This is a genomic window from Microbacterium schleiferi, from assembly GCF_015565955.1.
Classification (GTDB): Bacteria; Actinomycetota; Actinomycetes; order Actinomycetales; family Microbacteriaceae; genus Microbacterium; species Microbacterium schleiferi_A.
Genome location: NZ_CP064760.1, coordinates 183,894 through 203,364, shown reverse-complemented (window position 1 = coordinate 203,364; position 19,471 = coordinate 183,894). Strand labels below are relative to the sequence as shown.

Here is a 19,471-nt window from a genome sequence, read left to right as displayed (position 1 = left end):
TCATTGGTCTCGCTCGACCCCGAACCGCCAGATTCTGCAGGAGTTACGGGCGCACGGCGAGGGTCGGGGATCCGGCGCGTGCGGCTCAGCCCGGGCGGCCACACCTCGGCTCTACCCGCCGAGACTGCCGCTAACTCCTCAAAACCCGGCCGCCGCGCCGGCCCCGCAGCCCCGTCAGGCGCGAATCGGACCAGATCCGAGGAGTTACCGGCGCCAGGGAGACCGACTCGGGCGGGGGAACCCGGCGCACTAGGCTGGTCGCGGCATCCGTCACCGAAAAAGGAGCAGCAGCATGGGCGCGTACGACGCCGTCATCGAGATCCCCCGTGGCAGCCGCGTGAAGTACGAGGTCGACCACGGCACCGGCCGCGTCTTCCTCGACCGCATCCTTTACACCGTGTTCGGCTACCCCGCGAACTACGGCTTCTTCGAGAACACCCTCGGCGAAGACGGCGACCCGCTGGATGTGCTCGTCCTGCTCGACCGTGACCTCTACCCCGGCATCCTCGCCAAGGTGCGCCCCGTCGGCGTCCTCAAAATGAGCGACGAGGCCGGTGGCGACGACAAGGTCGTGGCGGTCCTCGCGAAGGATCCGCGGTGGGATCACATCCAGGATGTCGCGGACATCCCCGACTACACGAAGAAGGAGATCGCGCACTTCTTCGAGCACTACAAGGACCTCGAGCCCGGCAAGTGGGTCAAGGTCGACGACTGGGCCGATGCTGCCGAGGCAGAGCGCTTGATCACCGAAGCCGCCGAGCGTTTCGACCACCACGAGGGCGAGACCCGCACGCAGGGCGAAGGCGAAGGACCCAACACGCTCTGAGCGCACCAGATCATCACGCGAGCCGCGGTGTCCGACACGGATGCCGCGGCTTCGTGTTTGCTAGACCGGCGAGATTCCCGGCCTAGAAGTACACGCCGCGGGCTGCCATGAACCCCGACGGGTTGACCGCTGCACCGTTGACATACGTTTCGAAGTGCAGGTGGCATCCGAACGAGTTGCCCGTGTTTCCGGTGGCCGCGATGGCCTGGCCCGCGCCGACCCATTGGCCGTAGCCCACCCAGAAGCCGCCGTCGACGATGTGCGCGTAGCCGGTGGCGATGCCGCCGCCGTGGTCGATCTTGATGTAGTTGCCGTAGCCGCCGTTTCGGCCGGCGTAGACGACGCGACCTGCGCCGGCGGCGTAGATCGCGGCGCCGCATCCGGGAGCGAAGTCGTAGCCGTAGTGGAAGCTCGAGGAGCAGTAGTTCGCGTTGCAGACGCTCGACCGGCGACCGTAACCCGAGGACACGTACCCGGATGACGGGCGCGCCCATCCTCCGCCGTTGACAGCGCCCCCGTTGCCGCCGCCGTTGGCTGCCTGCTCGCGCGCGATGCGTTCAGCCTCTTCGCGTGCCTTGCGCTCCCGCTCCTCGCGAGCCTTGCGTTCTGCCTCGACGCCAGCCTGGTAGCCGGCGACGGTCTTGGCGGTCTCGTCCTTGAGCGCCGACAGCTGTGCCTGGAGGTCGCCGAGGTGGGTCGTCTGGTTATCGAGGGCAACCTGCGCGGCGGCAGCGGCCTCCTGTGCCGCGACCATCTTCTGCTCGGCCTCTTGCTGCAGCCGGTCCCGCTCGTTGCGGGCCTGTACTGCCTGGTCGCTGTAGCTCTGCGCGGCATCCCGCGCCCTGACCGCATCGTCGTAAACGGTCTGGTTTCGCTCCAGAAGCTTGTCCATCGTTCCCAGGCGCGCGAGCAGTTCGTCAGCCCCGACCGCGGATCCCGAGAAGAACAACTGCATGGCGGTGTCGTCACCGCCGTCGCGGTACAGCTGCGCCGCGATGCGCCCAGCCTTCTGCGCGGCCTCGTCAGCGGCCGCGGCCTGCTCGTCAGCCTGCGTCTGCAAGTCGTCGGCGCGCTTAGCGGCGTCGAAGAACGCCTGCTGCGCGACGTAGAACTCGTCCGAGAGGCGCTGGGCTTCTGCCTGCGTGCGCGCGACCTCGGCGGTCAGGCTCTGAATCAGGCCTTCAATGCGCGTGACCTCGCGAGACTTCGAAGCCTCATTCGCCTTCGCGTTCTGCACGTCGTCCCAGCTGGGATACGACTCAGCAAAGGCGGGCGCGAGGCTGAACGCCGAAACCCCACCGAAGAGGGCCAGTCCACCCGCGATCCCGATGCCCAGGGCAGAGCGGCGCGACAGGGCACGAAGCTCACGGGGCGTGGGCGCGCAGCCGCACTCCTCATCGCTCGATTCGAGCTCCACCGGATCCTCCTGTCACACAGAACGTATTCACACTAACAACACCAGTCACAGAAACAACAGGTTTCGCGCGGATGCCGGGAGTCGGCATCCGCTCACGGCGCAGACGTAAGCCACGGCTCGCCGGGTGCCCCGGTTGGCGGTCGGTGCCCCAGCAGAAGCGACGACGGATGCTCCGGACCGGTGTGGATGATCGCGACGCCTCCCCGGCGACGGACGTACCCGGCAGGGAAGCTCCCTGTAACCGGGTTGCGGCTGTGCACCCACCGGCCACGGACGACAAGTCTCAGCTGGTCGCCGGCGCGGAAGCGGGTTGCCTGCTCGCGCAGTTCGATGTCGACCGGGACGACCTCGCCCGGGCGAATCGGTGTGACCCGGTCGAAGGTGTGCACGGGGCGCAGGTCGGTCGACAGGTCGGGATCGAGATCGCGGAACCCCACGCGCTGCCATCCGTACGACATCCACGCCCGGTCGAATCCGTAGGACCCCTCGAAGGGCACGACGGCGCCGTCCGACACCTTGCGGATCCCGACGAACAGGGTGAGATCGTCGGCGGCGCGCGCCGCGACGTGCAGCCGCAGCGACATCGGCCCGATGACATCGAGGTCCTCCGGGACCGGCCACGTCCACTCGAGTCCCGGCCCGTTCATCGCGAATCCGGTCTGTACGGTGGCGCGGGGCGGGAGATCCTGGAGGGAGCCGTCGAGTCCGTCGAGGTGGAGGCGCCGCATCCGAAGATCCGCGGGTGGCCATTCCGTCTCGGCCGTGACGGCAGCCGGCACCGGCCCCCTCTCGTAGACCGCGAGCCGCACAGGCGGGAGCGTGTCCCAGCCGTTGTCGGCGCCGCGCAGCGTGTGGTCGAAGAAGCGAGTCCGGATGCTGGCGGCATCCGTGTCGTAGTAGGTCGCCCACTTGCCGCCGCGGTGCGTGTAGAGCCACCGGGCGGGACGCTCGGGGAGGGCGCGGCCCGCGCGCCGGAAGACCTCGAAGGAGCCACGGGTGTGGAGGTTGTGGTCGGAGAAGCTGCCGCACACCAGCACCGGAACGCCGATGCTGTCGACGTGCGGCGTCCGATCGCGGTACCACTGGTCGCGTGTTGTGCGGCGGGCAAGTTCCCGGCGCAGCGGGGGCGGGGCGATCCGGGCGGCGCGCGCGGTCAACGTCGTCCACAGCACCGCGAAGCCGTTCTCGCGGATGCCGCCGGGCCAGGCGAAGTCACGGTAGAGGTCGCTGAACCCTTCCCAGGGGCAGATCGCCGCGAGGTGCTCGGGGCTGCGCGCGGCCACCCCGTACTGCGAGATTGCGAGGTACGAGACCCCGTCCAGGCCGACCTTTCCCGTGGACCAGGGCTGGGTTCCAGCCCAGGCGATGAGATCTTCGTAGTCGTCGGCTTCCTGAGCCTCGAACAGGTGCGCCTCGCCCGCCGAGGTGCCGCCGCCGCGGGCATCCGCATTCACGACTGCGTAGCCACGCGGCACCCAGAACGCGGGGTCTGGCGCCTCCCATCCCGTCCACGCCGAGATTCCGACCCGGCCTGGCTGCGGCATGATGCGGTACTGCGGGTTGATCGCGCGGCGGTTCTTCGCGCGGGCAGGGACCTGGTCCTTGCCATAGGGGTGGGCCGACATGATGACGGGAACCGGCTCGTCACCGCGGGGGCGGAACACATTGACCCGCAGCACGGTGCCATCGCGCACCGTCACGGGAATGTCGCGCTCGACCATCCAGTCGGGTTCGGCGGTGTCCACATCCACCCGGGGCTTGGCGAACAGACGGATGCGGCGCAGCACGCGACCGAGCACCCACGCGGGCGAATGGCGAAATCTCTGCGGAGGCGGCACCGGCACGAGCCTGACGCTACCGCCGGCTCGATTGCGGCGAGGGTAGACCCGCGCGGGAGCCGGCAGGTCGGCATCCGTGTGTCGCGCCACCGATTGGCGCATCCCTCGGGTATTGCGTATGCTTGACCGTCGGTAAGCGTGAGCGCCGGGGTCCCCCAAAACGGATGCTGGAGTTCATCCGGCCCCATCGTTTAGCGGCCTAGGACGCCGCCCTTTCACGGCGGTAGCACGGGTTCGAATCCCGTTGGGGTCACCCTACAATTGAATAAGCATGGCCCTGTAGCGCAGTTGGTTAGCGTGCCGCCCTGTCACGGCGGAGGTCGCGGGTTCAAGTCCCGTCAGGGTCGCTCCGAGCGACGGGCCCTTTTTCGGAAGGGCTCTTCGTGTAGGACGCGGCAACTTCGGCTGCCGTGCGGCTCTGTAGCTCAGTTGGTAGAGCGCACGACTGAAAATCGTGAGGTCACGGGATCGACGCCCGTCGGAGCCACTGACCCTTCTTCAGGCTTCTACTGGAGGAGGGTCTTTTATTTTGCCCGGTCAGCGGTGGTTTTTGATCGGTCGTTGAGCGAGCCTAGCGAAACGAACCACCTTTCTCTGAGGTCGATTTATCGCCCTTATCGTGCGCTTGGGCCGGTCCGGGGCCGGTCGAGGTCCCGAAACGGTGCGCGATTGACTGTCGGAATCGTGTTGCGATCATAGAACGGCCAAAGCCGACACACCCTCCGCTCCCTGATCAGCCTGCGTCACGAAACTCTTCACTGATGGATGCGGAGACCGTCCGCGCTCCTCATCAGGTCTGCGCAGCAATCGAGGATGCAATTCGCTACTCGACGGTGACGTGATCTCCGACGCCGCCGGGGGGCGCTAGTCAGGAGCGGACGAGGCGGGCGATTGCGTCGCTGGCTTCCTTAATCTTCGCGTCGGCTTCGCCCCCTCCGGCGCGGGCGGCGTCGACGACGCAGTGTTTGAGGTGGTCGTCGAGGAGGCCGATGGCGACGGCTTGCAGGGCGTTAGTGAGCGCGCTGATCTGGGTGAGGATGTCGATGCAGTACTTCTCGTCATCGACCATCTTGGAGATTCCCCGCGCTTGTCCCTCGATGCGCTTCAGCCGGCTGAGGTACCGGTCCTTGTCAGTGATGTAGCCGTGGTGGTGGGCAGACGGGTCGGGCGCGGCGGTCATCAGGGGTTTCCGTTCTAACGGTCCAGGATCGTCCGGGTGCTGTTTTCGGGGGTGAGGTTCAGGCGTCGCAGGAGTTGAGCGTTGAGGGCGACGACGACCGTGGACAGTGACATCAGGATCGCACCGACGGACATCGGCAGGACGAATCCGATGGGGGCGAGTACGCCGGCGGCGAGGGGAACGGAGATCAGGTTGTAGCCGGCTGCCCACCACAGGTTCTGTTTCATCTTGCGGTAGCTCGCCCGCGACAGTTCGATCACCGAGAGCACCGATCGCGGGTCGGAGCTTGCGAGGATCACCCCGGCGGAGGCGATCGCCACGTCGGTTCCGGCACCGATGGCAATGCCGACGTCGGCTTGTGCGAGCGCGGGTGCGTCGTTCACGCCATCGCCGATCATCGCGACCTTCTTGCCCTCGGCCTGCAGTTCGGCGATTTTGGCGGATTTGTCCTCGGGGCGGACGCCGGCGAAGACACGGTCGATGCCGAGTTCCTCGCCCACGGCGTTGGCGACGGCTTCAGCGTCACCGGTGATCATCACAACTTCGATACCGAGCTTGTGGAGCGCGTCGACGGCTTCACGGGACTCGGGGCGGATCTCGTCGGCGAGCTTGAGCCCGCCGATCACGGTGCCGTCCTGGACGACGTGGAGGATGATCGCCCCCTCGGTGCGCCATGCGTTTGCAGAGGCGACCTCTGCGGCGCCGATGTTCTCGAGCAGGCGGGGGCCGCCGACACGGATCTCACTGCCGTCGACGGTCGCCGTGACACCGACTGCAGGTGAGGACGTGAACCCGCTCGCTGCGGCCAGCGTGAGGTTGCGTTCGTGTGCGGCGCGGACGATCGCTTTGGCGAGGGGGTGTTCGCTGTCCGCTTCGGCGGCTGCCGCAACGGCAAGGACGGTGTCGGCGTCGTGGCCAGCGGTCGGGGCGATGTCGGTGACGGTCGGTTCGCCCTTGGTGAGGGTGCCGGTCTTATCGAACAGGACCGCGTCGATGGTGCGCATACTCTCCAGCGCGAGCCGGTCCTTAATCAGTACACCACCGCGCGCGGCACGCTCGGTGGAGATCGATACTACGAGCGGGATCGCCAGGCCGAGGGCATGGGGGCACGCGATCACCAGAACGGTGACGGTGCGGATGACCGCAGCGTCAGGGTTTCCGATCACGGTCCACACGATCGCGGTGATTGCCGCAGAACCGAGCGCGAACCAGAACAGCCAGCCTGCGGCCCGGTCGGCGATCCGCTGCGCACGCGAGCTGGAACTCTGCGCCTCGGTGACCAGCTTTTGGATTCCGGCGAGTGTGGTGTCATCGCCGGTTGCGGTGACCTGCACGCGCAGCCCGGAGTCGGTGGCCACCGTCCCTGCCGTGACTGGATCGCCGGTCCCGCGGGTAACCGGACGGGATTCGCCGGTGACCATGGACTCATCTATGTCCGCTTGGCCGTCGACGATTTTCCCGTCGGCGGGAACACTGCCACCGGGGCGAACCACGACAACATCTCCGACCTTCAGGTCCGCGGGTGCCACCTTCACAATCTGGTCACCGTCGACCCGTTCCGCCTCATCGGGCAGGAGGGCCGCGAGGGAATCCAGTGCGGAGGTGGTCTGGGCGAGGGAACGCATCTCCACCCAGTGCCCGAGGAGCATGATCACGATCAGGAGAGCCAGCTCCCACCAGAACTCCAGCTGATGATCCAGCAGACCCAGGCTCGCGCCCCAGGAGGCAAGGAACGCGACCGTGATCGCGAGGCCGATCAGCAGCATCATCCCCGGGGTGCGGGAACGCAGCTCGCTGATCGCGCCGGTCAAGAACGGCCAGCCACCCCAGAAATACATCACCGTCCCGATCACCGGGGCGATCAGGTTCACGCCGGGGAATTCCGGCAACGAGTAACCCAGCAGCATCGCGAACATGCTCGAGAACCCCACCACCGGGATCGCCAGCAGCAGGTTGATCCAGAACAACCGGCGGAACTGCCCGACATGATCCCCATGCCCCGCATGGCCACCGTGCCCGGCGCCCCCACCGTGATCGTCGTGCCCCACATGACCACCAGCCTCAGGCGCATGCTCGTGCGCGCTGCCCTCCGCGATGGGATTGACCGCCAGCGGATGCGCGGCGTTCGGGGTGCCCGCTTCGGTATGCGGGTGAACGTGCGGTTCAGTCATGGAATCCTCCGGGATCGGGAAAGTACTGCAAACTTGGCTTCGACCTGCGCGATGGATCAGGCCGGTGCGGCCTGATAGCCGGCGCGAGCAACAGCGGCAACGACCGCCGAGACGTCCAACGGTGCAGAACCGGAGACGGTGAGCGATCCGGTGGTGGCGCTCACCTCCACCGTGTCGACCTCAGGTATCTGCGCGACCTGTTCGCGGACCGAGTTCTCGCAATGCCCGCACGACATCCCCGCCACCTGAAAAACTTCTGTCACCATCGATCTCTCCCTCACTTGTGATACCCCCAGGGGGTACCAGTATTCGATCCAACCGCGTGAATCAGCCGACTATTCCGCTGCCGTCGACCAAACCCCACCAGGCCCCTCAGCGTGTGGACAGGGCGCCTAGTCTTCGGGGCATTGCCGCTCTGCACTGACCTCGTATTCAGGAACCGGTCGGTCGGCCGCTTCCGCCGCGGTCGCAGCGACGCCGTTCTCCTGGATGTCTTGCACGAGCCACTCCATCTCGAAGATCTCGCGCCGCTGGGCTTCGCTGATCTCGACAGCCAGCTCGCACACCCGGACGTCAGCGATCTGGGCGCGTTCCGATCGGGTGATCGCCAAGGAGTGGTGCGGGATCATCCCGTTCATGAAGCCGGTGTCATCGACAATGATCTGGCTGCGATCCAGTGCGATGCCGCCACCGATGAACAGCAGGCTCACCACGATGACGATGACGTTCGCCTTGGTGTTCTTGTACATGTTCAGCATCCAGGCGAGCATCACCAAGCCCATGGTGCCGCCCATGGTGACCGCCATGAAGACCCGACTCTCGCTGAATCGGATGTGGCTCCATTCCCAGGAACCGGCGAACATCACCCAGTACATGACGACCATCGCCGTCAGCAGCATCGCCCCGAACCGGGCGTACATCGTCAACATCTTCCGCCGGTCGCTCCGGTCGTTCTCGGCGGCTTCCGTATGAGAGGTCATCACCGTCTCCTTAGCTCTCGCATTCGCGCCCCAGAACGGATGTGAGCGGGGCGAGTTCAGGCGAAGAACCTAACGACACGATCGCCGTGCGGGAACCGGGTTGATACCCCTACCGGGTTATGGTACGCGGTTGGGCTATTGGCGATGCCGGGTCATTGTTCGGCGGGAAGCAGGGTGAGGCCGCTGTCGTCGGCGACGAGAATCTTCCCGGTGTCGGTGATCGCGGTCGCTTGAGCGGCGCCGTGCACGGTGCCCGCCTCAGCCCACCCCCTGGTCCCGACGGTATGGACCCAGATTCGCTCTTTCGCATCCACGCCGACGATCAGTTCACGGTTCGGTGACGCAGACAGCGCGTAGAGCATGGGTGCGTCTGACCACGGCCGGAAGCTCCGAGCCCCGTCCGTGCTGACCTGTAACCCGTCAGGTGTTGCTGCGACCAGGCCCCCACCGCTGGTGGCTACAAGACCGACCGCCATCAGCTGGCCTCCCGTCGGGGACCACGAGTCGCCCATGTCCGTACTGGCCAGCAAGTCGATGGCGTCGGTCGCGAGACCGTACACGGTGCCGTCGCTGCTCGCGGTGAGAGCGTGGAAATCCTTTTCGCCGGTGAATGTCACCGCTTCCCAGCTTTCCCCGGCGTCTGTACTGCGGATGATGCCGAGGTTCTGGTCGCCGAGCTCTGCAGGGGTGTTTGATCCTGGGTGACCCGACGCGATCAGGTCTTCACCCAACAGGGTGAGCCCCATCGCATCGAACCCGTAACCGCCCACCCGCGAAAGCAGTTTCCCTTCCGCGCTGGCCGCGAAGATGCCGTCGTGAGTGCCGAGAAGGAACCCGTCACCCTCGGGATTGGAAACGATGGCATGCACATGAGCTGCCGGTGCCGCATGGACGATGCCTGTCGATGGTGGCTCTGCGGTCGCGCACCCCGCGAGGAGCAGCAGTCCGGATAGCGCGAGACCAGTATTCGCTGCACGCAGATAAGTGCGCATATGCGCTCCATTCATTCAGGGCGGGGGTGCCACCGTCGTCAACGTGATGGCACCCCCGCCGAGTGCTCAGATCTGGGTGAGCAGATCCCGCATCAGGGCGATCTCGGTCGTCTGCGCGTCGACGATCGTCTGCGCCAGAGCGATCGCATCCGGGTTGACACCATCAGCCAGTTCAGCCTGCGCCATCTCGATCGCACCCTCGTGGTGAGTGATCATCTGCTCCAAGAACAGGCGGGCCGCGTCGGCACCTTCGGCGGACTCGAGCACAGCCATGTCGCCGTCGGACATCATCCCGTCGCCCATGTCCATGCCGTCCATGCCTCCGGCATCCGACATTCCCCACGCCTCCAGCCAGGACTGCATCAGATCGATCTCCGGGGCCTGCGCATCCTTGATCTGCTGCGCCAGATCCATCACCTGCTGATCGACCCCAGACTTCCCCAGCAGCATGTCGCTCATCTCCACCGCCTGCTGATGATGCGGGATCATCATCATCGCGAACATCGAATCCGCCGTATTGAACTCCCCTGCACCTCCACCGAGGGTGACGCTGAGGAGGTCGTGCCCCCACTGTGATCCATGCCCGGCATCGAACCCGACCCGGCATCCGCACATCCGGCAAGCACCAGCACCAACGCAAGCGGCGGCGCCGCCAAGGCGATCACACGAAAATTCTTCATCACAAACTTGTCCTCTCAATCGAACGTGAAATACGCCCGCACGCGGGCGCGACTCAATTCCCAACCGCAGGGTCGGGCGAGTCAGATCACGTACGACTGATCGACAACTCGAGAAGAGACGGAGGCCTCGACGGCGTCAAAATCGGCGACCGGAGCGCAATGGCCACAATGCGCGGTCGACCGAAACTCCGGATCACCCTTGGCCCAGCACGAACGGCCAGCAAGATCGTGACAAGCAAACCAAGCACGCACGCCAACATCAGCGCATCGTGCTCACCAGTGGCACCGCAGTCTGCACAGCCGACGTCAAGGGATCCCGAAGACCCTGCAAGTGCATCGTGACCGTGCCCGCCCTCCATGGATGTAGCCGCAACAGGTGACGACTCGGAATGACTTACGGACAGGGTGTGCATACCCAAAAGGCCGACCAGTACCAGCGACGCAAACACGACCGACATCGCCCACTGCCAGAACATTGGCGGGCGAACGACACGAGCGGCGGAACTGATCATGACATCTCGCCCTCATGATACCCCGTACCCGTATCGCCGGCGGAAGGCACTTGCGTCACCGACCCCTCTCCACGACTCGGATGTACCGCGCGTAAACCGCGTTGTCCGTCATAGATCCCAGACGATTGGCCGGGACCTCCCAGGAGCTCCGAGGGATCCAATCAGCCATTCCTTGTTCGCTCATCTCGCTCGAGGATTTGCCGGTAGGCATCTTCGTCGATCAGGTCGATCATGAACGCATACTCCACAACTTCAAAACTGTTTGGGCGAGACTCCCAATCGTCCGCCAGACCGCGCGTGCGATGTCTCGGCTCAAAGTCCCACGACTGAAGGATGGTGACGAGTTCTTCCTGTGAGATCTCTCCGCGCTCGGCGCTACGGACCACACCCATAGCGGTATCTGTACCGGCGCGACCTTCTTCCCCGTCGAGATTCATGGGTTCCAATGCGAGCTGCGCGGATTCACACCGTCTGCGAATCGCCGGATGAGCTTGCGGTCGGTGTCGGCATCACGCTGAACCCCCGCCCCTCGACCACATACAACGTGAAGACGTCCCTACGGAGCGGGTGGTCGAAGCGCGCCTCGGTCGCGGCCTCCACGAGGTCCCAGTTTCTGACCTGGATTGACATTCTGCCCGCCCGGCCAAAGGTGTACGCGGCCTCGAGCCCGGAGAACCAGAACCACTGATCCTCGAGGCGAACGGCAAACCCATTGGCGCGCTCGATGTGTGGCGCGCTCATGGGACGCTCGAGCCGTTCGACCTGAACGACCTCGTCGTAGTCGACGCGCATCAGGATTACTTTCTATAAGCGCTGACGTCCCATCCAGGGGCTTGCCGGTCTTCCTCAAGCGAATCACACACGGCCGACAGCGGCGGCGGGACCAGCCAATCGTTCCAGCGCTCGGTCTCTCCTTTGTCCCCGGATGCGAATCGATCGGGCCGCTCCCAGGCATCCCACGCGAGTTCGAGCACGTGATGCTCTACGACAAGCGCAGCCCAGCGATTCGCCATGGTGATGCGATCAACTGTTCGTGCCGTTGCTCCCCCGACCGAGACGAGACGCTTGCTGCCTATCCGTGTCAGGCCCACCTTGAATTGACCGTTCGCGGGCAGGTGCAACAAGTAGACCTCGTGAGGCTCCCACCAGCCGAGGTCAACGTGCGGGCCATCGGGGTCTCGGGGCGGGATGGACAAGCTCGTGCGGGCATACCCGAGCCAGGCGGCACGGATGCCCTGAATCCGTTCGAGCGGGTTGTCCCGCGTGAACACGTCGAAGACAAAGGTGACGGTCTCGGCCATCAGGTCGGGCGCGGCACGGCGATCGGCACGGAGCCATGCCCGACTTTGTGGCTGTCGCGGTATCGATGCCCACCACAGCTGCTTCAAACGCGCCTGTGGCGGGAGCGGTCTGCCGATGAGTGCTTCAATTTCGGCGAAGGCCAGGACGGCGTCTTCGTCGTGGCTCACGGACCGCAGGTAGTCACCCAGCGGCGTGTAGATCTGCTCGAGTCGGGACAGTGGCGCCTCTGTTGGTGAAGCCATCATTCTTCCTCTCGGGTCTTGAGGGCGGATGTCGCCCTCAGTTTTTTGGGTCATCGAACAGCGAGTCGATGGCAACTGCCGCGCGCTTGGCGACATCGGATCGAGAACGGCTGTAGCGCTCGGTCATCTGCATGCTCGAGTGGCCGAGGACAGCTTGAACGTCGTTGGCCGAGGCTCCTGCGTCGAACAGGAGTGTCGCGAGCGTGTGCCGCAGATCGTGGATACGGAGGTCATCGCGGTGGAGTTGCGTTCGGACCGTCTTCCAATCGATCGCGCGACGAACGTTCGACGCGTTGATCCGGCCACCGCGTGGGCCGGTAAAGACGAGATCACCCCGCCGCTTGCCGGCCATCGCCTCGGTCAGTGGGCCGACGAGGGGCGTTGGAATCGGAACATCCCTCTCCTTGTGACTCTTCGGAGTCAGCTCAATTCCGCGCCCGTCAGATCCGATGCTGAACGCGCGACGGACGTGAATGGTGCGATGCGCAAGGTCGACGTCCTCGATGCGCAATGCTGTCGCCTCATTGGCGCGCATACCTGTGTAGACCAGGCCCGCGATGTACCGCCTGTAGTGCGCGTCATCGATCGACGCGAGCAGGAGTTGCACTTCCGCTGCGGTGAGGGCGCGCGACCGCAGGCTGTTCGAGGCGTCTGACTTCGGACGGCGAGCGAGTCGAGCCTGATTGAGCGGCACGAGATGCGCTCGAACAGCGCCATCCAGCAACCGGCTGAGCACCGATAGGGCGTCGATCCGCGTCGACGTAGTGCCGGTCCACCCCGAGATCGCCTCTTCGATGAGGCCTGCCGTCAGCTTCTCGAGCTTGATGTGCCCGAGCCACGGCTTCACGCGCAACCGCCATCCTCGCTCATACGCTCTCGCGGTCGATGCGCGCACGCTCTCCTGAATCACAGGCCAGTGCCGTGCGTGCCACTGAGTCAGTGTCATGTCGCCGTCGGGGAACCGCTTCGTGAGCGTCTCGGCGCGAAGCTTCTTGGCCTCCCCGAGCGACTCGACGTAGAAGCTCCGCTCTCGCTGCTCGCCGTTCAGCCCGATCGCCCAGACGCGGACCTGGTACTTGCCGCGGTCCGTACGGAATCGGATGCCGTCGGGCAGCTGTCGCCGCGTCTTCGGATCGATCCGCCCGCCGCGCTCAGTGGGCACCCCGGGTCCCGCCTGCGTCTAGGAACGCGGTGACGGTCGACGCCCGCCAGAGCATGTGCTTGCCCATGTGCGCGTCGGGGAACGGGAATCGGTTTTGACGCCGCAGCGAGTCGAAGGTCGAGAGCGGTACCCGGCAAAGCGAAGCGGCTTCACGGCGCGTGACGTATTCGTTGTGCTCGGGCTCGACGGTCGCTGTCTGCTCGGCATCCGCCGCCATTTGGGTGGTCATCTCGGGCTCCTCTCGGTGGGTGGGGTGGTGTCCCGCGTCAAGTATTTGGCAGGATTTCTTCTCTTTCGAAGTTGGGGATGGTGGGGTCGGCAAGGCCCAGGTGCACGTCCATCGGCCGGTTCCAGGCGATCGCCTCGTGAGGACGGATCTCGTTGTATTCGATCCGGTAGTCCTCAGCGCGTTCGACGAGCGTCATCGCGTCGGGGATCTCGTCGAGGAACAGCCGCTCGTACTTCAGCGTCCCGAACCCGCGTTCGCGTGACCCGTTCTGCCCGGGCGATTTCACCCGAGTGCGGACGTGCCGCAGCTCGGGGTGACGCAAGATGAACAACTCGAAGTTCATCGACCGGAACGGGCCACCATTGTCAGTCACGAGGGTCACGACCGGCAGCAGCTCGCCGGTCTCCGGGTCGACCTGACACTGATCAACGAGGGGGTGCCCGAACATGCGCTCGTAGTCGGTCAGGGCGAGCTCGACGGCGGCGATCGCGTCATGCTGGTTCGCCGTGGGCGAGGTATGGAAGGGGTGCTCGACCTTGGAGAACCAATCCCGGCACCCCGCGATCCGCCACGTCCCACCCTGGGTGGTCTCGAACTCGCTGAAGTCCAGCTGCCACACCTGGTTCGGGCCCGTCGGGTTCCTCGCGAACGCCGCCTTACGGTCTCTCGCGAGCTCACGGCGCTGCTTCTGATACTCCGACGGCAGGATCAGCCCGTCATCGCGCAGCAGGCGCAGCACGGTCGCCTGCGACACCCGGTGCCCGTCGTGGCGGGTCATCGCCCAGATCTTCCGATGACCCCACGCCGGATGCGCCAGCGCGTGCTTGGTCGCGAGCGGCCTGGCCGCGTCCCGCGCGGGCTGCGGCCACGGACCCTTCGGCGGGCGATCCGCTCTCGCTTTGGCCTGCCAGCGGCGATACGAACGCTCGGGCACGCCCGTCAGCTTGCAGAACCTCGACGTCGGCATGCCCGCCTCCAAACGGATCACCTCGAGGTCCTCGAAGGGCCCAGCCGGCCCTCCGCGCTCTTCTTCCACACCCGGATCTCGACCGCCGCCTCACCGAGGGCCTGCGTCAACTCCGCGACCTCATCCTCGAGCTGCTGCTCCCGGGTCGAGGGTTTGGACTTGCCCGCCTCGATGCCGGCCTTGCCGCCCTCGAGGAACTGGCGCTTCCAGTTCCCGATCGCTTGCTCGGACACCTTCTCGCGGCGGGCGGCTTCGGCGATCGTGATCTCGCCTTGCAACACGGACAACACGATGCGGAGCTTCTTCTCTACCGGGATCGTCGGGGGACGACTCATGCTTCAGACCTCTCAGCTGGGGCGTTGCATCAGCAACTAACTACCCCTGCCAAACATTCTGACGCGCGACATCACCAGGCAGGTCAGTACCAAACCGCCCCGACCACCAGCGAAGATCTGGTTCCTCCGACTTCTCGGGGTGGCACTCCGGTTCCTGACCTGGGTGCTGCTCGGCACCACGACCGTCGGCGACGACGCGCGGGTCGTCGGGCGCCTGGCGATCCTCATGGCGGCATGGTGGACCACCGAGGCGGTGCCTCTCCCGGTTACCTCGCTGCTTCCGATCGTCATCCTGCCGATGATGACGGTGCGGACGATCTCCGAAACGGCGGCCCCGTACGCCAACCCGATCGTGCTCCTGTTCGTCGGCGGGTTCCTTATCGCGATCGCGATGCAGAAGTGGAACCGAACCTCCATCGCCGCATCGCCCTCCTCACCGTCCGCCGCGTCGGCACGCATCCACGACGGATCGTGCTCGGCGTTCCGTTCGTCATCGTCTTCACCGGCATCGCGTGGCCGCTGAGCACCCGTGTCCTGTTCCGCTTCACCCTTGACGAGGTTCCCTGCGGCAAGCAGCCGTTCGACGAGGAGATCGCCAAGTTCGTCGCACGCTACCCACGAATGCAGCAGGCCCTCCGGCTCTCCTCCGCCCCGCCGCATAGGCTGGCGGGATGGCTGCCGGCGCGACGATCCACACGTTCACCGTGACGCTCGCGGATGTCGACCGCGGCGTCTACGAGGATCTGCCGCTGCGGGTGGCGCGGCATCCGTCCGAGACCGACGTGTACATGCTGACCCGCGTGCTCGCGTACGCGCTGGAGTACGAGGAGGGCATCGCGTTCACCGAGGGGATCTCGTCGACGGACGAGCCAGCGATCGTCGTCCGCGACGCCACGGGCGCGCTGACGGCGTGGATCGAGGTGGGGGCGCCGGATGCCGCACGCCTGTACGAGGGCAGCATGAAGGCGGGCCGGGTCGCGGTCTACACGCATCGCGATCCGGGCAAGCTCGTGGCGGCGTGGGAGGGCAAGCGCATCCATCGAGGATCCGAGATCCCGGTCTACAGCTTCGACCGCGGCTTCGTCGAGGCAGCGTCCGCGATCATCGAACGGCGCACCACGATGAGTCTGTCGGTGACCGAGCGTCATCTCTACCTCGAGCTGAACGGACAGACGTTCTCGTCAGACATCCACTCGGTGCCCGCCGCCTGATCTACGCCGAGGCGATGCGCTCCACGATGACACGCGCGGTCGCGACCGGATCGGGGCGGTGCCCTCGAGATTCGGGCACGATGACGAGCTCCGCCCCCATAGCGTCGGCGAGTGCGCGAGACGAATCTGCGAGGAACGGAAAGGTCTCGCCGCCGCAGAGCACCGCGGTCTGAGCCTCGACGCGAAGCATCCGGCCATCCGGGGTGTCGCACGCTCGGGTGAGGGTCGCGTCGTAGACGACCGACTGCGCGAGCTGGACAAGCTGAGGGAACATCGGGCTCTGGTGAATCTGTTCGATCATCGCATCGGGCAACCGTTCCGGCAGGTCGGCGGCCACGTGCGAATGCCCGCCTCACCGTCTTCGTAGCACCGGGCCGCGGGATAGGGTCACGGCATGCGGGGGCGGAGCATCGGGATCATCGCGCTTGTCACGGTTACCCTCTCGGCTTACTGTCCTCACGTTCGCCGAACCTTTGCCGAGTGTCAGCGAGATGGTCGTTGGCTGTTTCGCGGCACCCGGTGAGACCGCTGTTGTCGGCTGGATCCCTCGCAGCGACTCAAGCTGGGCCGGCGGTAGCGGCGGAGAGATTCCGTGCAACGGCGAGCTTGTCACCATCGCCGGATCTAGCGGCTCGCAGCCTGCGGTGAACGCCATCGACCTGAGCGTCACCTGGGACGGCGCACCCGGCTATTTCTACGCCGCGTTCTTCGAGCCCAGCGACTCTGCACTGCCGGAGTAGCCAGGACGCGCTGCCACGTCAGCGACCCTGTGTTTGCCTCGAAAGAGACCACGGTGACCCCCAGGTCGTTGGGGGCGGCGGCCAACGACGATAACGTCGAGATCGTGCTCCGTGACTCGCGGCCCCCCTCGACCTGGCCGACGATCGCGCGCGCGTCGATCAACTCGGAGATCGTCAGCTACCTGTCGTCTCGGCAGTCGCGCGCATGGATGATCATCGGTGATGCGGGGGCTGGCAAGACGACCCTCGCGCGCTCGGTCAGCGCTGACCTGGCCCGCGCCGGGAAGACGATCATCCCGGTGGTGGGGGTCTTCGAGCTCCGCGACGTGCCGGCCGCGGCTCTGGCTCCCGTGCTCGCGAGTCTTCGCGGCCGGCTTCCGGGCGACGCAGATGCGCTCTCTGTCGGCGACCGGCTCCATCAGATGGTCGCGCTCTTGGGCCCGCGAGCAGCCGATCATGTGCTGGCAGTGGACGATGCGTCGCTTCTGGACGAGGTCTCAGCGGGGATCATCTACCAACTCATTCGGGTCTTCGGGATGACCGCGATCATGACCGACCGGGCAACGGCGACGTCGAGCGCGATCCTCACCCGGCTAGACGCCGAGGGCCTCCTGCACCGCGCGGCGCTCGCCCCGCTGTCGCTGGCGGAGGTCGACAGCGCGCTCCATCTCTACTTCGGTGAGCACGCGAGCCCAGATACGAGCGCGCGTCTCACTCGAGCGTCGCAGGGCAACCCGCTCATGCTGCGCGAGCTGGTCATGACGGCCGATGAGCGCGGGGGCGTGCGTCGCGGGCCTATCGGTATCGAGGTCGACGACCACGGCGTCGCACCGCACGTCCTCGACGGTGCGCGCAGACAACTGATGCACCTCAGCGCGAGTGAGACAGAACTCGCCCGGATGCTCGCTCTGTCGCAACCGTGGCCCCGCGACGTGGCTACCGCGGTTGACGACGAAGCGCTCGCATCACTGGTCGAGCAGGCGCTCGTGACGGTGTCACACAACGGAGACCGTCAGTTCGTGCGCCTGGGCCACCCGCTGCTAACCGAGGCGCTGCTGGCCGATATGCCCGGCGAAGACCGTACGCGCCTCGTCGACCGCGCCGCGTCCGCTCTCCGGTCGACGCGCGATCCAGATGACCTGCGCGCGGCGATTCACCTTTGCCCGGTGGACGACATCGCGACGGACGAATTGGAGTGGGCGGCACGCGCGGCGGCGTCGGCAGGAGACTTCGAGACAGCGCTGCGGTTAGCGACCGCGGCCGACGTCCGCAATCCCACGACCTCATCAGCGCTGGTGTCAGCGGTGGCACTATCGGCTCTCGGCCGCGATGCAGACGGAGCGTTCGACCGTGCAGCTCAGCGAGCCGTCAGCGATGAAGAGAAGGTGATTGTCGCGCTTCGCCATCTCCACCACCTTGCATACCGGTTGCGGGACCCGCAGGAGGCCATCAGGCAGGCGAACCGGGTGCTCGACGAGCTCGGCGACTCGGGCGATGCCGCGGGTCTGGCGGCAGAGCGGGCCAAGCTGCGGGCAATGGTCGGCGAGCCCGCAGACTTCGACGCCGCCGCCGACGCTCCTCCCTCGCCCGACTCAACGAGCTGCTCACCGAAGCGATGTTCGCAACCATGTCGGGGGACGTCACCGCCGCAGCAGCGGCGCTGACGGAAGGGTATCCACTCGCCGAGGCCTACCACGTCGATCTGCCACACGCGCGCGGTCTCTTCGACCTCTCTCAGTTTCTCGTGCACGTGGCATCCGGTGACATCCAGGCGGCGACCCACCTGGCCGAGGAACGACTCGTTGACAGCGAGGCCGAAGCCGCCGGACTGTGGACGTATACGCTCGCGCTCGTCGAGCTTCACGCAGGCCGCGGTGATCGAGCCCTCGAGCTTGCTCGCCGGGCCGTTCAGCTTCTGGAGTGGCGTGACTTCACCGGCCTCGTCGAGGTGGCACGAGCGCTCCAGACGACGTGCGAGGTCATCGCTGACGCGGGGGATCACGCGTCAGATCCCTGCGAGCACGTCGTCTCCACGGATGTGAAGGTCACGATGCAACTCTCCGAAGCAGCAGCGTGGGCGCTTGCACGGAAGGGGCTCGTGGAGGAGGCCTCCCACCGCCTTCGGGTCGCAGCGGAGGAGGGGGTGCGTCAAGGCCACCACCTGCTCGCGGCGCTGACCGCGTCGGTCGCGATGCGGTGGGGACGGGCGCGCGATGTGGCCGACGTGCTGGCAGCAGCCGCGGCCCCGGGCACGTCTGTGCTCTGCGAGCTCCTCGCGCAGACGGCGAGCGCGAGCGCGCGCGGAGACCTCGGGCGCTGCGTTGCTCTGGCGCCTCGATTGCGGCACGCGGGCATGGTTGCGCTCGCGCTCCGTCTGGCCGAGGACGCCACGACTCGTACGAGCGTCCCAGCCATCAGAGCGCGCGCCCGTGTCGTCGTTGCCGAACTCAAGGCCGCGGGCACGACCGACCCCGTGCGCACCGCCGAGACTGACGACGGGAATCTCACCGCCCGAGAGTGGCAGGTCGCCAGAGCGGCCGCGGATCGTCTCCGCAGCCGCGAGATTGCCGACGCCCTGGGCCTTTCGGTGCGTACCGTCGACAACCACCTCGCCAGTGCCTACCGCAAGCTCGGTGTCTCTGGCCGTGACGAGCTGGCACGGATGCTCGGCACGACCGGAGACTGAC

24 protein-coding genes and 3 tRNA genes are annotated in these 19,471 nt (G+C 66.1%); 10 read left to right on the top strand and 17 right to left on the bottom strand.

Annotated elements, in window-relative coordinates; all coding sequences use genetic code 11:
* Positions 1-292 precede the first annotated feature (292 nt).
* Positions 293-826 carry an inorganic diphosphatase gene (gene ppa, locus IT882_RS01015; protein WP_195692794.1) on the top strand — a complete coding sequence of 178 codons (534 nt, stop codon included), beginning with the start codon at positions 293-295 and terminating at the stop codon, positions 824-826.
* A gap of 82 nt (positions 827-908) precedes the next feature.
* Here ppa and IT882_RS01010 read toward each other — a convergent pair whose 3' ends face one another.
* Positions 909-2,243, bottom strand: a complete 1,335-nt coding sequence (locus IT882_RS01010) for a M23 family metallopeptidase (protein ID WP_195692793.1) — start codon at positions 2,241-2,243, stop codon at positions 909-911.
* Between the two features lie 92 nt (positions 2,244-2,335).
* Positions 2,336-4,183 (bottom strand): CocE/NonD family hydrolase, encoded by a 1,848-nt coding sequence (locus IT882_RS01005; RefSeq protein WP_229382216.1) that lies wholly within the window; start codon positions 4,181-4,183, stop codon positions 2,336-2,338.
* 78 nt (positions 4,184-4,261) lie between these two features.
* Here IT882_RS01005 and IT882_RS01000 point away from each other — a divergent pair.
* From IT882_RS01000 to IT882_RS00990, 3 genes are all read left to right on the top strand, one after another.
* Positions 4,262-4,334 (top strand) — tRNA-Glu (locus IT882_RS01000).
* A gap of 20 nt (positions 4,335-4,354) precedes the next feature.
* A tRNA-Asp gene (locus IT882_RS00995) sits at positions 4,355-4,428 on the top strand.
* A 67-nt stretch (positions 4,429-4,495) separates the two neighbouring features.
* Positions 4,496-4,568 (top strand) — tRNA-Phe (locus tag IT882_RS00990).
* 381 nt (positions 4,569-4,949) lie between these two features.
* Here IT882_RS00990 and IT882_RS00985 read toward each other — a convergent pair.
* The 14 genes from IT882_RS00985 to IT882_RS00925 form a co-directional block, all read right to left on the bottom strand.
* Entirely contained in the window at positions 4,950-5,261 is a 312-nt protein-coding gene (locus tag IT882_RS00985) for a metal-sensitive transcriptional regulator (RefSeq protein ID WP_195692792.1), read from the bottom strand.
* A gap of 14 nt (positions 5,262-5,275) precedes the next feature.
* The gene (locus IT882_RS00980) at positions 5,276-7,432 is read right to left on the bottom strand and encodes a heavy metal translocating P-type ATPase (RefSeq protein ID WP_195692791.1); all 2,157 of its coding nucleotides are present in this window, start codon (positions 7,430-7,432) and stop codon (positions 5,276-5,278) included.
* A 56-nt stretch (positions 7,433-7,488) separates the two neighbouring features.
* Positions 7,489-7,698 (bottom strand): heavy-metal-associated domain-containing protein, encoded by a 210-nt coding sequence (locus IT882_RS00975; protein WP_195692790.1) that lies wholly within the window; start codon positions 7,696-7,698, stop codon positions 7,489-7,491.
* Between the two features lie 126 nt (positions 7,699-7,824).
* Positions 7,825-8,412, bottom strand: coding sequence for a DUF305 domain-containing protein (locus tag IT882_RS00970; protein WP_229382215.1), 588 nt, complete (start codon positions 8,410-8,412; stop codon positions 7,825-7,827).
* A gap of 152 nt (positions 8,413-8,564) precedes the next feature.
* On the bottom strand, positions 8,565-9,404 hold the full coding sequence (locus IT882_RS00965) for a WD40/YVTN/BNR-like repeat-containing protein (protein ID WP_229382214.1): 840 nt from the start codon (positions 9,402-9,404) through the stop codon (positions 8,565-8,567).
* A gap of 66 nt (positions 9,405-9,470) precedes the next feature.
* On the bottom strand, positions 9,471-10,148 hold the full coding sequence (locus tag IT882_RS00960; protein WP_324253907.1) for a DUF305 domain-containing protein: 678 nt from the start codon (positions 10,146-10,148) through the stop codon (positions 9,471-9,473).
* A 22-nt stretch (positions 10,149-10,170) separates the two neighbouring features.
* Positions 10,171-10,542, bottom strand: a complete 372-nt coding sequence (locus IT882_RS17235; RefSeq protein WP_418887800.1) for a DUF6153 family protein — start codon at positions 10,540-10,542, stop codon at positions 10,171-10,173.
* Between the two features lie 215 nt (positions 10,543-10,757).
* Positions 10,758-11,033: a hypothetical protein gene (locus tag IT882_RS00955; RefSeq protein ID WP_195692789.1), complete on the bottom strand. Its 276-nt coding sequence runs from the start codon at positions 11,031-11,033 to the stop codon at positions 10,758-10,760.
* A 25-nt stretch (positions 11,034-11,058) separates the two neighbouring features.
* Positions 11,059-11,388 (bottom strand): hypothetical protein, encoded by a 330-nt coding sequence (locus tag IT882_RS00950; RefSeq protein ID WP_195692788.1) that lies wholly within the window; start codon positions 11,386-11,388, stop codon positions 11,059-11,061.
* 5 nt (positions 11,389-11,393) lie between these two features.
* Positions 11,394-12,140 carry a DUF7662 domain-containing protein gene (locus IT882_RS00945; RefSeq protein WP_195692787.1) on the bottom strand — a complete coding sequence of 249 codons (747 nt, stop codon included), beginning with the start codon at positions 12,138-12,140 and terminating at the stop codon, positions 11,394-11,396.
* Between the two features lie 37 nt (positions 12,141-12,177).
* Positions 12,178-13,302 carry a tyrosine-type recombinase/integrase gene (locus tag IT882_RS00940; RefSeq protein WP_195692786.1) on the bottom strand — a complete coding sequence of 375 codons (1,125 nt, stop codon included), beginning with the start codon at positions 13,300-13,302 and terminating at the stop codon, positions 12,178-12,180.
* Positions 13,292-13,531: a helix-turn-helix transcriptional regulator gene (locus IT882_RS00935; RefSeq protein ID WP_195692785.1), complete on the bottom strand. Its 240-nt coding sequence runs from the start codon at positions 13,529-13,531 to the stop codon at positions 13,292-13,294. Before IT882_RS00935 ends, IT882_RS00940 begins: the two co-directional genes overlap by 11 nt.
* Before the next feature lie 37 nt (positions 13,532-13,568).
* Positions 13,569-14,465 carry an integrase core domain-containing protein gene (locus IT882_RS00930; protein WP_229382213.1) on the bottom strand — a complete coding sequence of 299 codons (897 nt, stop codon included), beginning with the start codon at positions 14,463-14,465 and terminating at the stop codon, positions 13,569-13,571.
* A gap of 50 nt (positions 14,466-14,515) precedes the next feature.
* Entirely contained in the window at positions 14,516-14,833 is a 318-nt protein-coding gene (locus IT882_RS00925; RefSeq protein ID WP_195692783.1) for a helix-turn-helix domain-containing protein, read from the bottom strand.
* 139 nt (positions 14,834-14,972) lie between these two features.
* Between IT882_RS00925 and IT882_RS16155 the strand changes: the two genes are divergently transcribed.
* From IT882_RS16155 to IT882_RS00915, 3 genes are read left to right on the top strand one after another with little or no spacing between them, the layout of a single operon-like run.
* Positions 14,973-15,356 carry an SLC13 family permease gene (locus IT882_RS16155; RefSeq protein WP_229382212.1) on the top strand — a complete coding sequence of 128 codons (384 nt, stop codon included), beginning with the start codon at positions 14,973-14,975 and terminating at the stop codon, positions 15,354-15,356.
* Positions 15,305-15,541 carry a hypothetical protein gene (locus IT882_RS16150; protein WP_229382452.1) on the top strand — a complete coding sequence of 79 codons (237 nt, stop codon included), beginning with the start codon at positions 15,305-15,307 and terminating at the stop codon, positions 15,539-15,541. Before IT882_RS16155 ends, IT882_RS16150 begins: the two co-directional genes overlap by 52 nt.
* Positions 15,505-16,044 carry a YaeQ family protein gene (locus tag IT882_RS00915; RefSeq protein WP_195692782.1) on the top strand — a complete coding sequence of 180 codons (540 nt, stop codon included), beginning with the start codon at positions 15,505-15,507 and terminating at the stop codon, positions 16,042-16,044. The genes IT882_RS16150 and IT882_RS00915 overlap by 37 nt, the downstream gene beginning before the upstream one ends.
* 1 nt (position 16,045) lies before the next feature.
* Here IT882_RS00915 and IT882_RS00910 read toward each other — a convergent pair whose 3' ends face one another.
* A complete protein-coding gene (locus IT882_RS00910; protein ID WP_195692781.1) occupies positions 16,046-16,381 on the bottom strand; it encodes a hypothetical protein in 336 nt (111 codons plus the stop codon).
* Between the two features lie 154 nt (positions 16,382-16,535).
* Here IT882_RS00910 and IT882_RS00905 point away from each other — a divergent pair, with 154 nt between their 5' ends.
* Genes IT882_RS00905 through IT882_RS00895 form a run of 3 tightly spaced genes read left to right on the top strand, consistent with a single transcriptional unit; the run spans position 16,536 to position 19,470 of the window.
* Positions 16,536-16,784: a hypothetical protein gene (locus IT882_RS00905; RefSeq protein WP_195692780.1), complete on the top strand. Its 249-nt coding sequence runs from the start codon at positions 16,536-16,538 to the stop codon at positions 16,782-16,784.
* A 53-nt stretch (positions 16,785-16,837) separates the two neighbouring features.
* Positions 16,838-18,448: a hypothetical protein gene (locus IT882_RS00900; RefSeq protein WP_195692779.1), complete on the top strand. Its 1,611-nt coding sequence runs from the start codon at positions 16,838-16,840 to the stop codon at positions 18,446-18,448.
* Positions 18,412-19,470: a helix-turn-helix transcriptional regulator gene (locus IT882_RS00895; protein ID WP_195692778.1), complete on the top strand. Its 1,059-nt coding sequence runs from the start codon at positions 18,412-18,414 to the stop codon at positions 19,468-19,470. Before IT882_RS00900 ends, IT882_RS00895 begins: the two co-directional genes overlap by 37 nt.
* The last annotated feature ends 1 nt before the right edge of the window (position 19,471 follow it).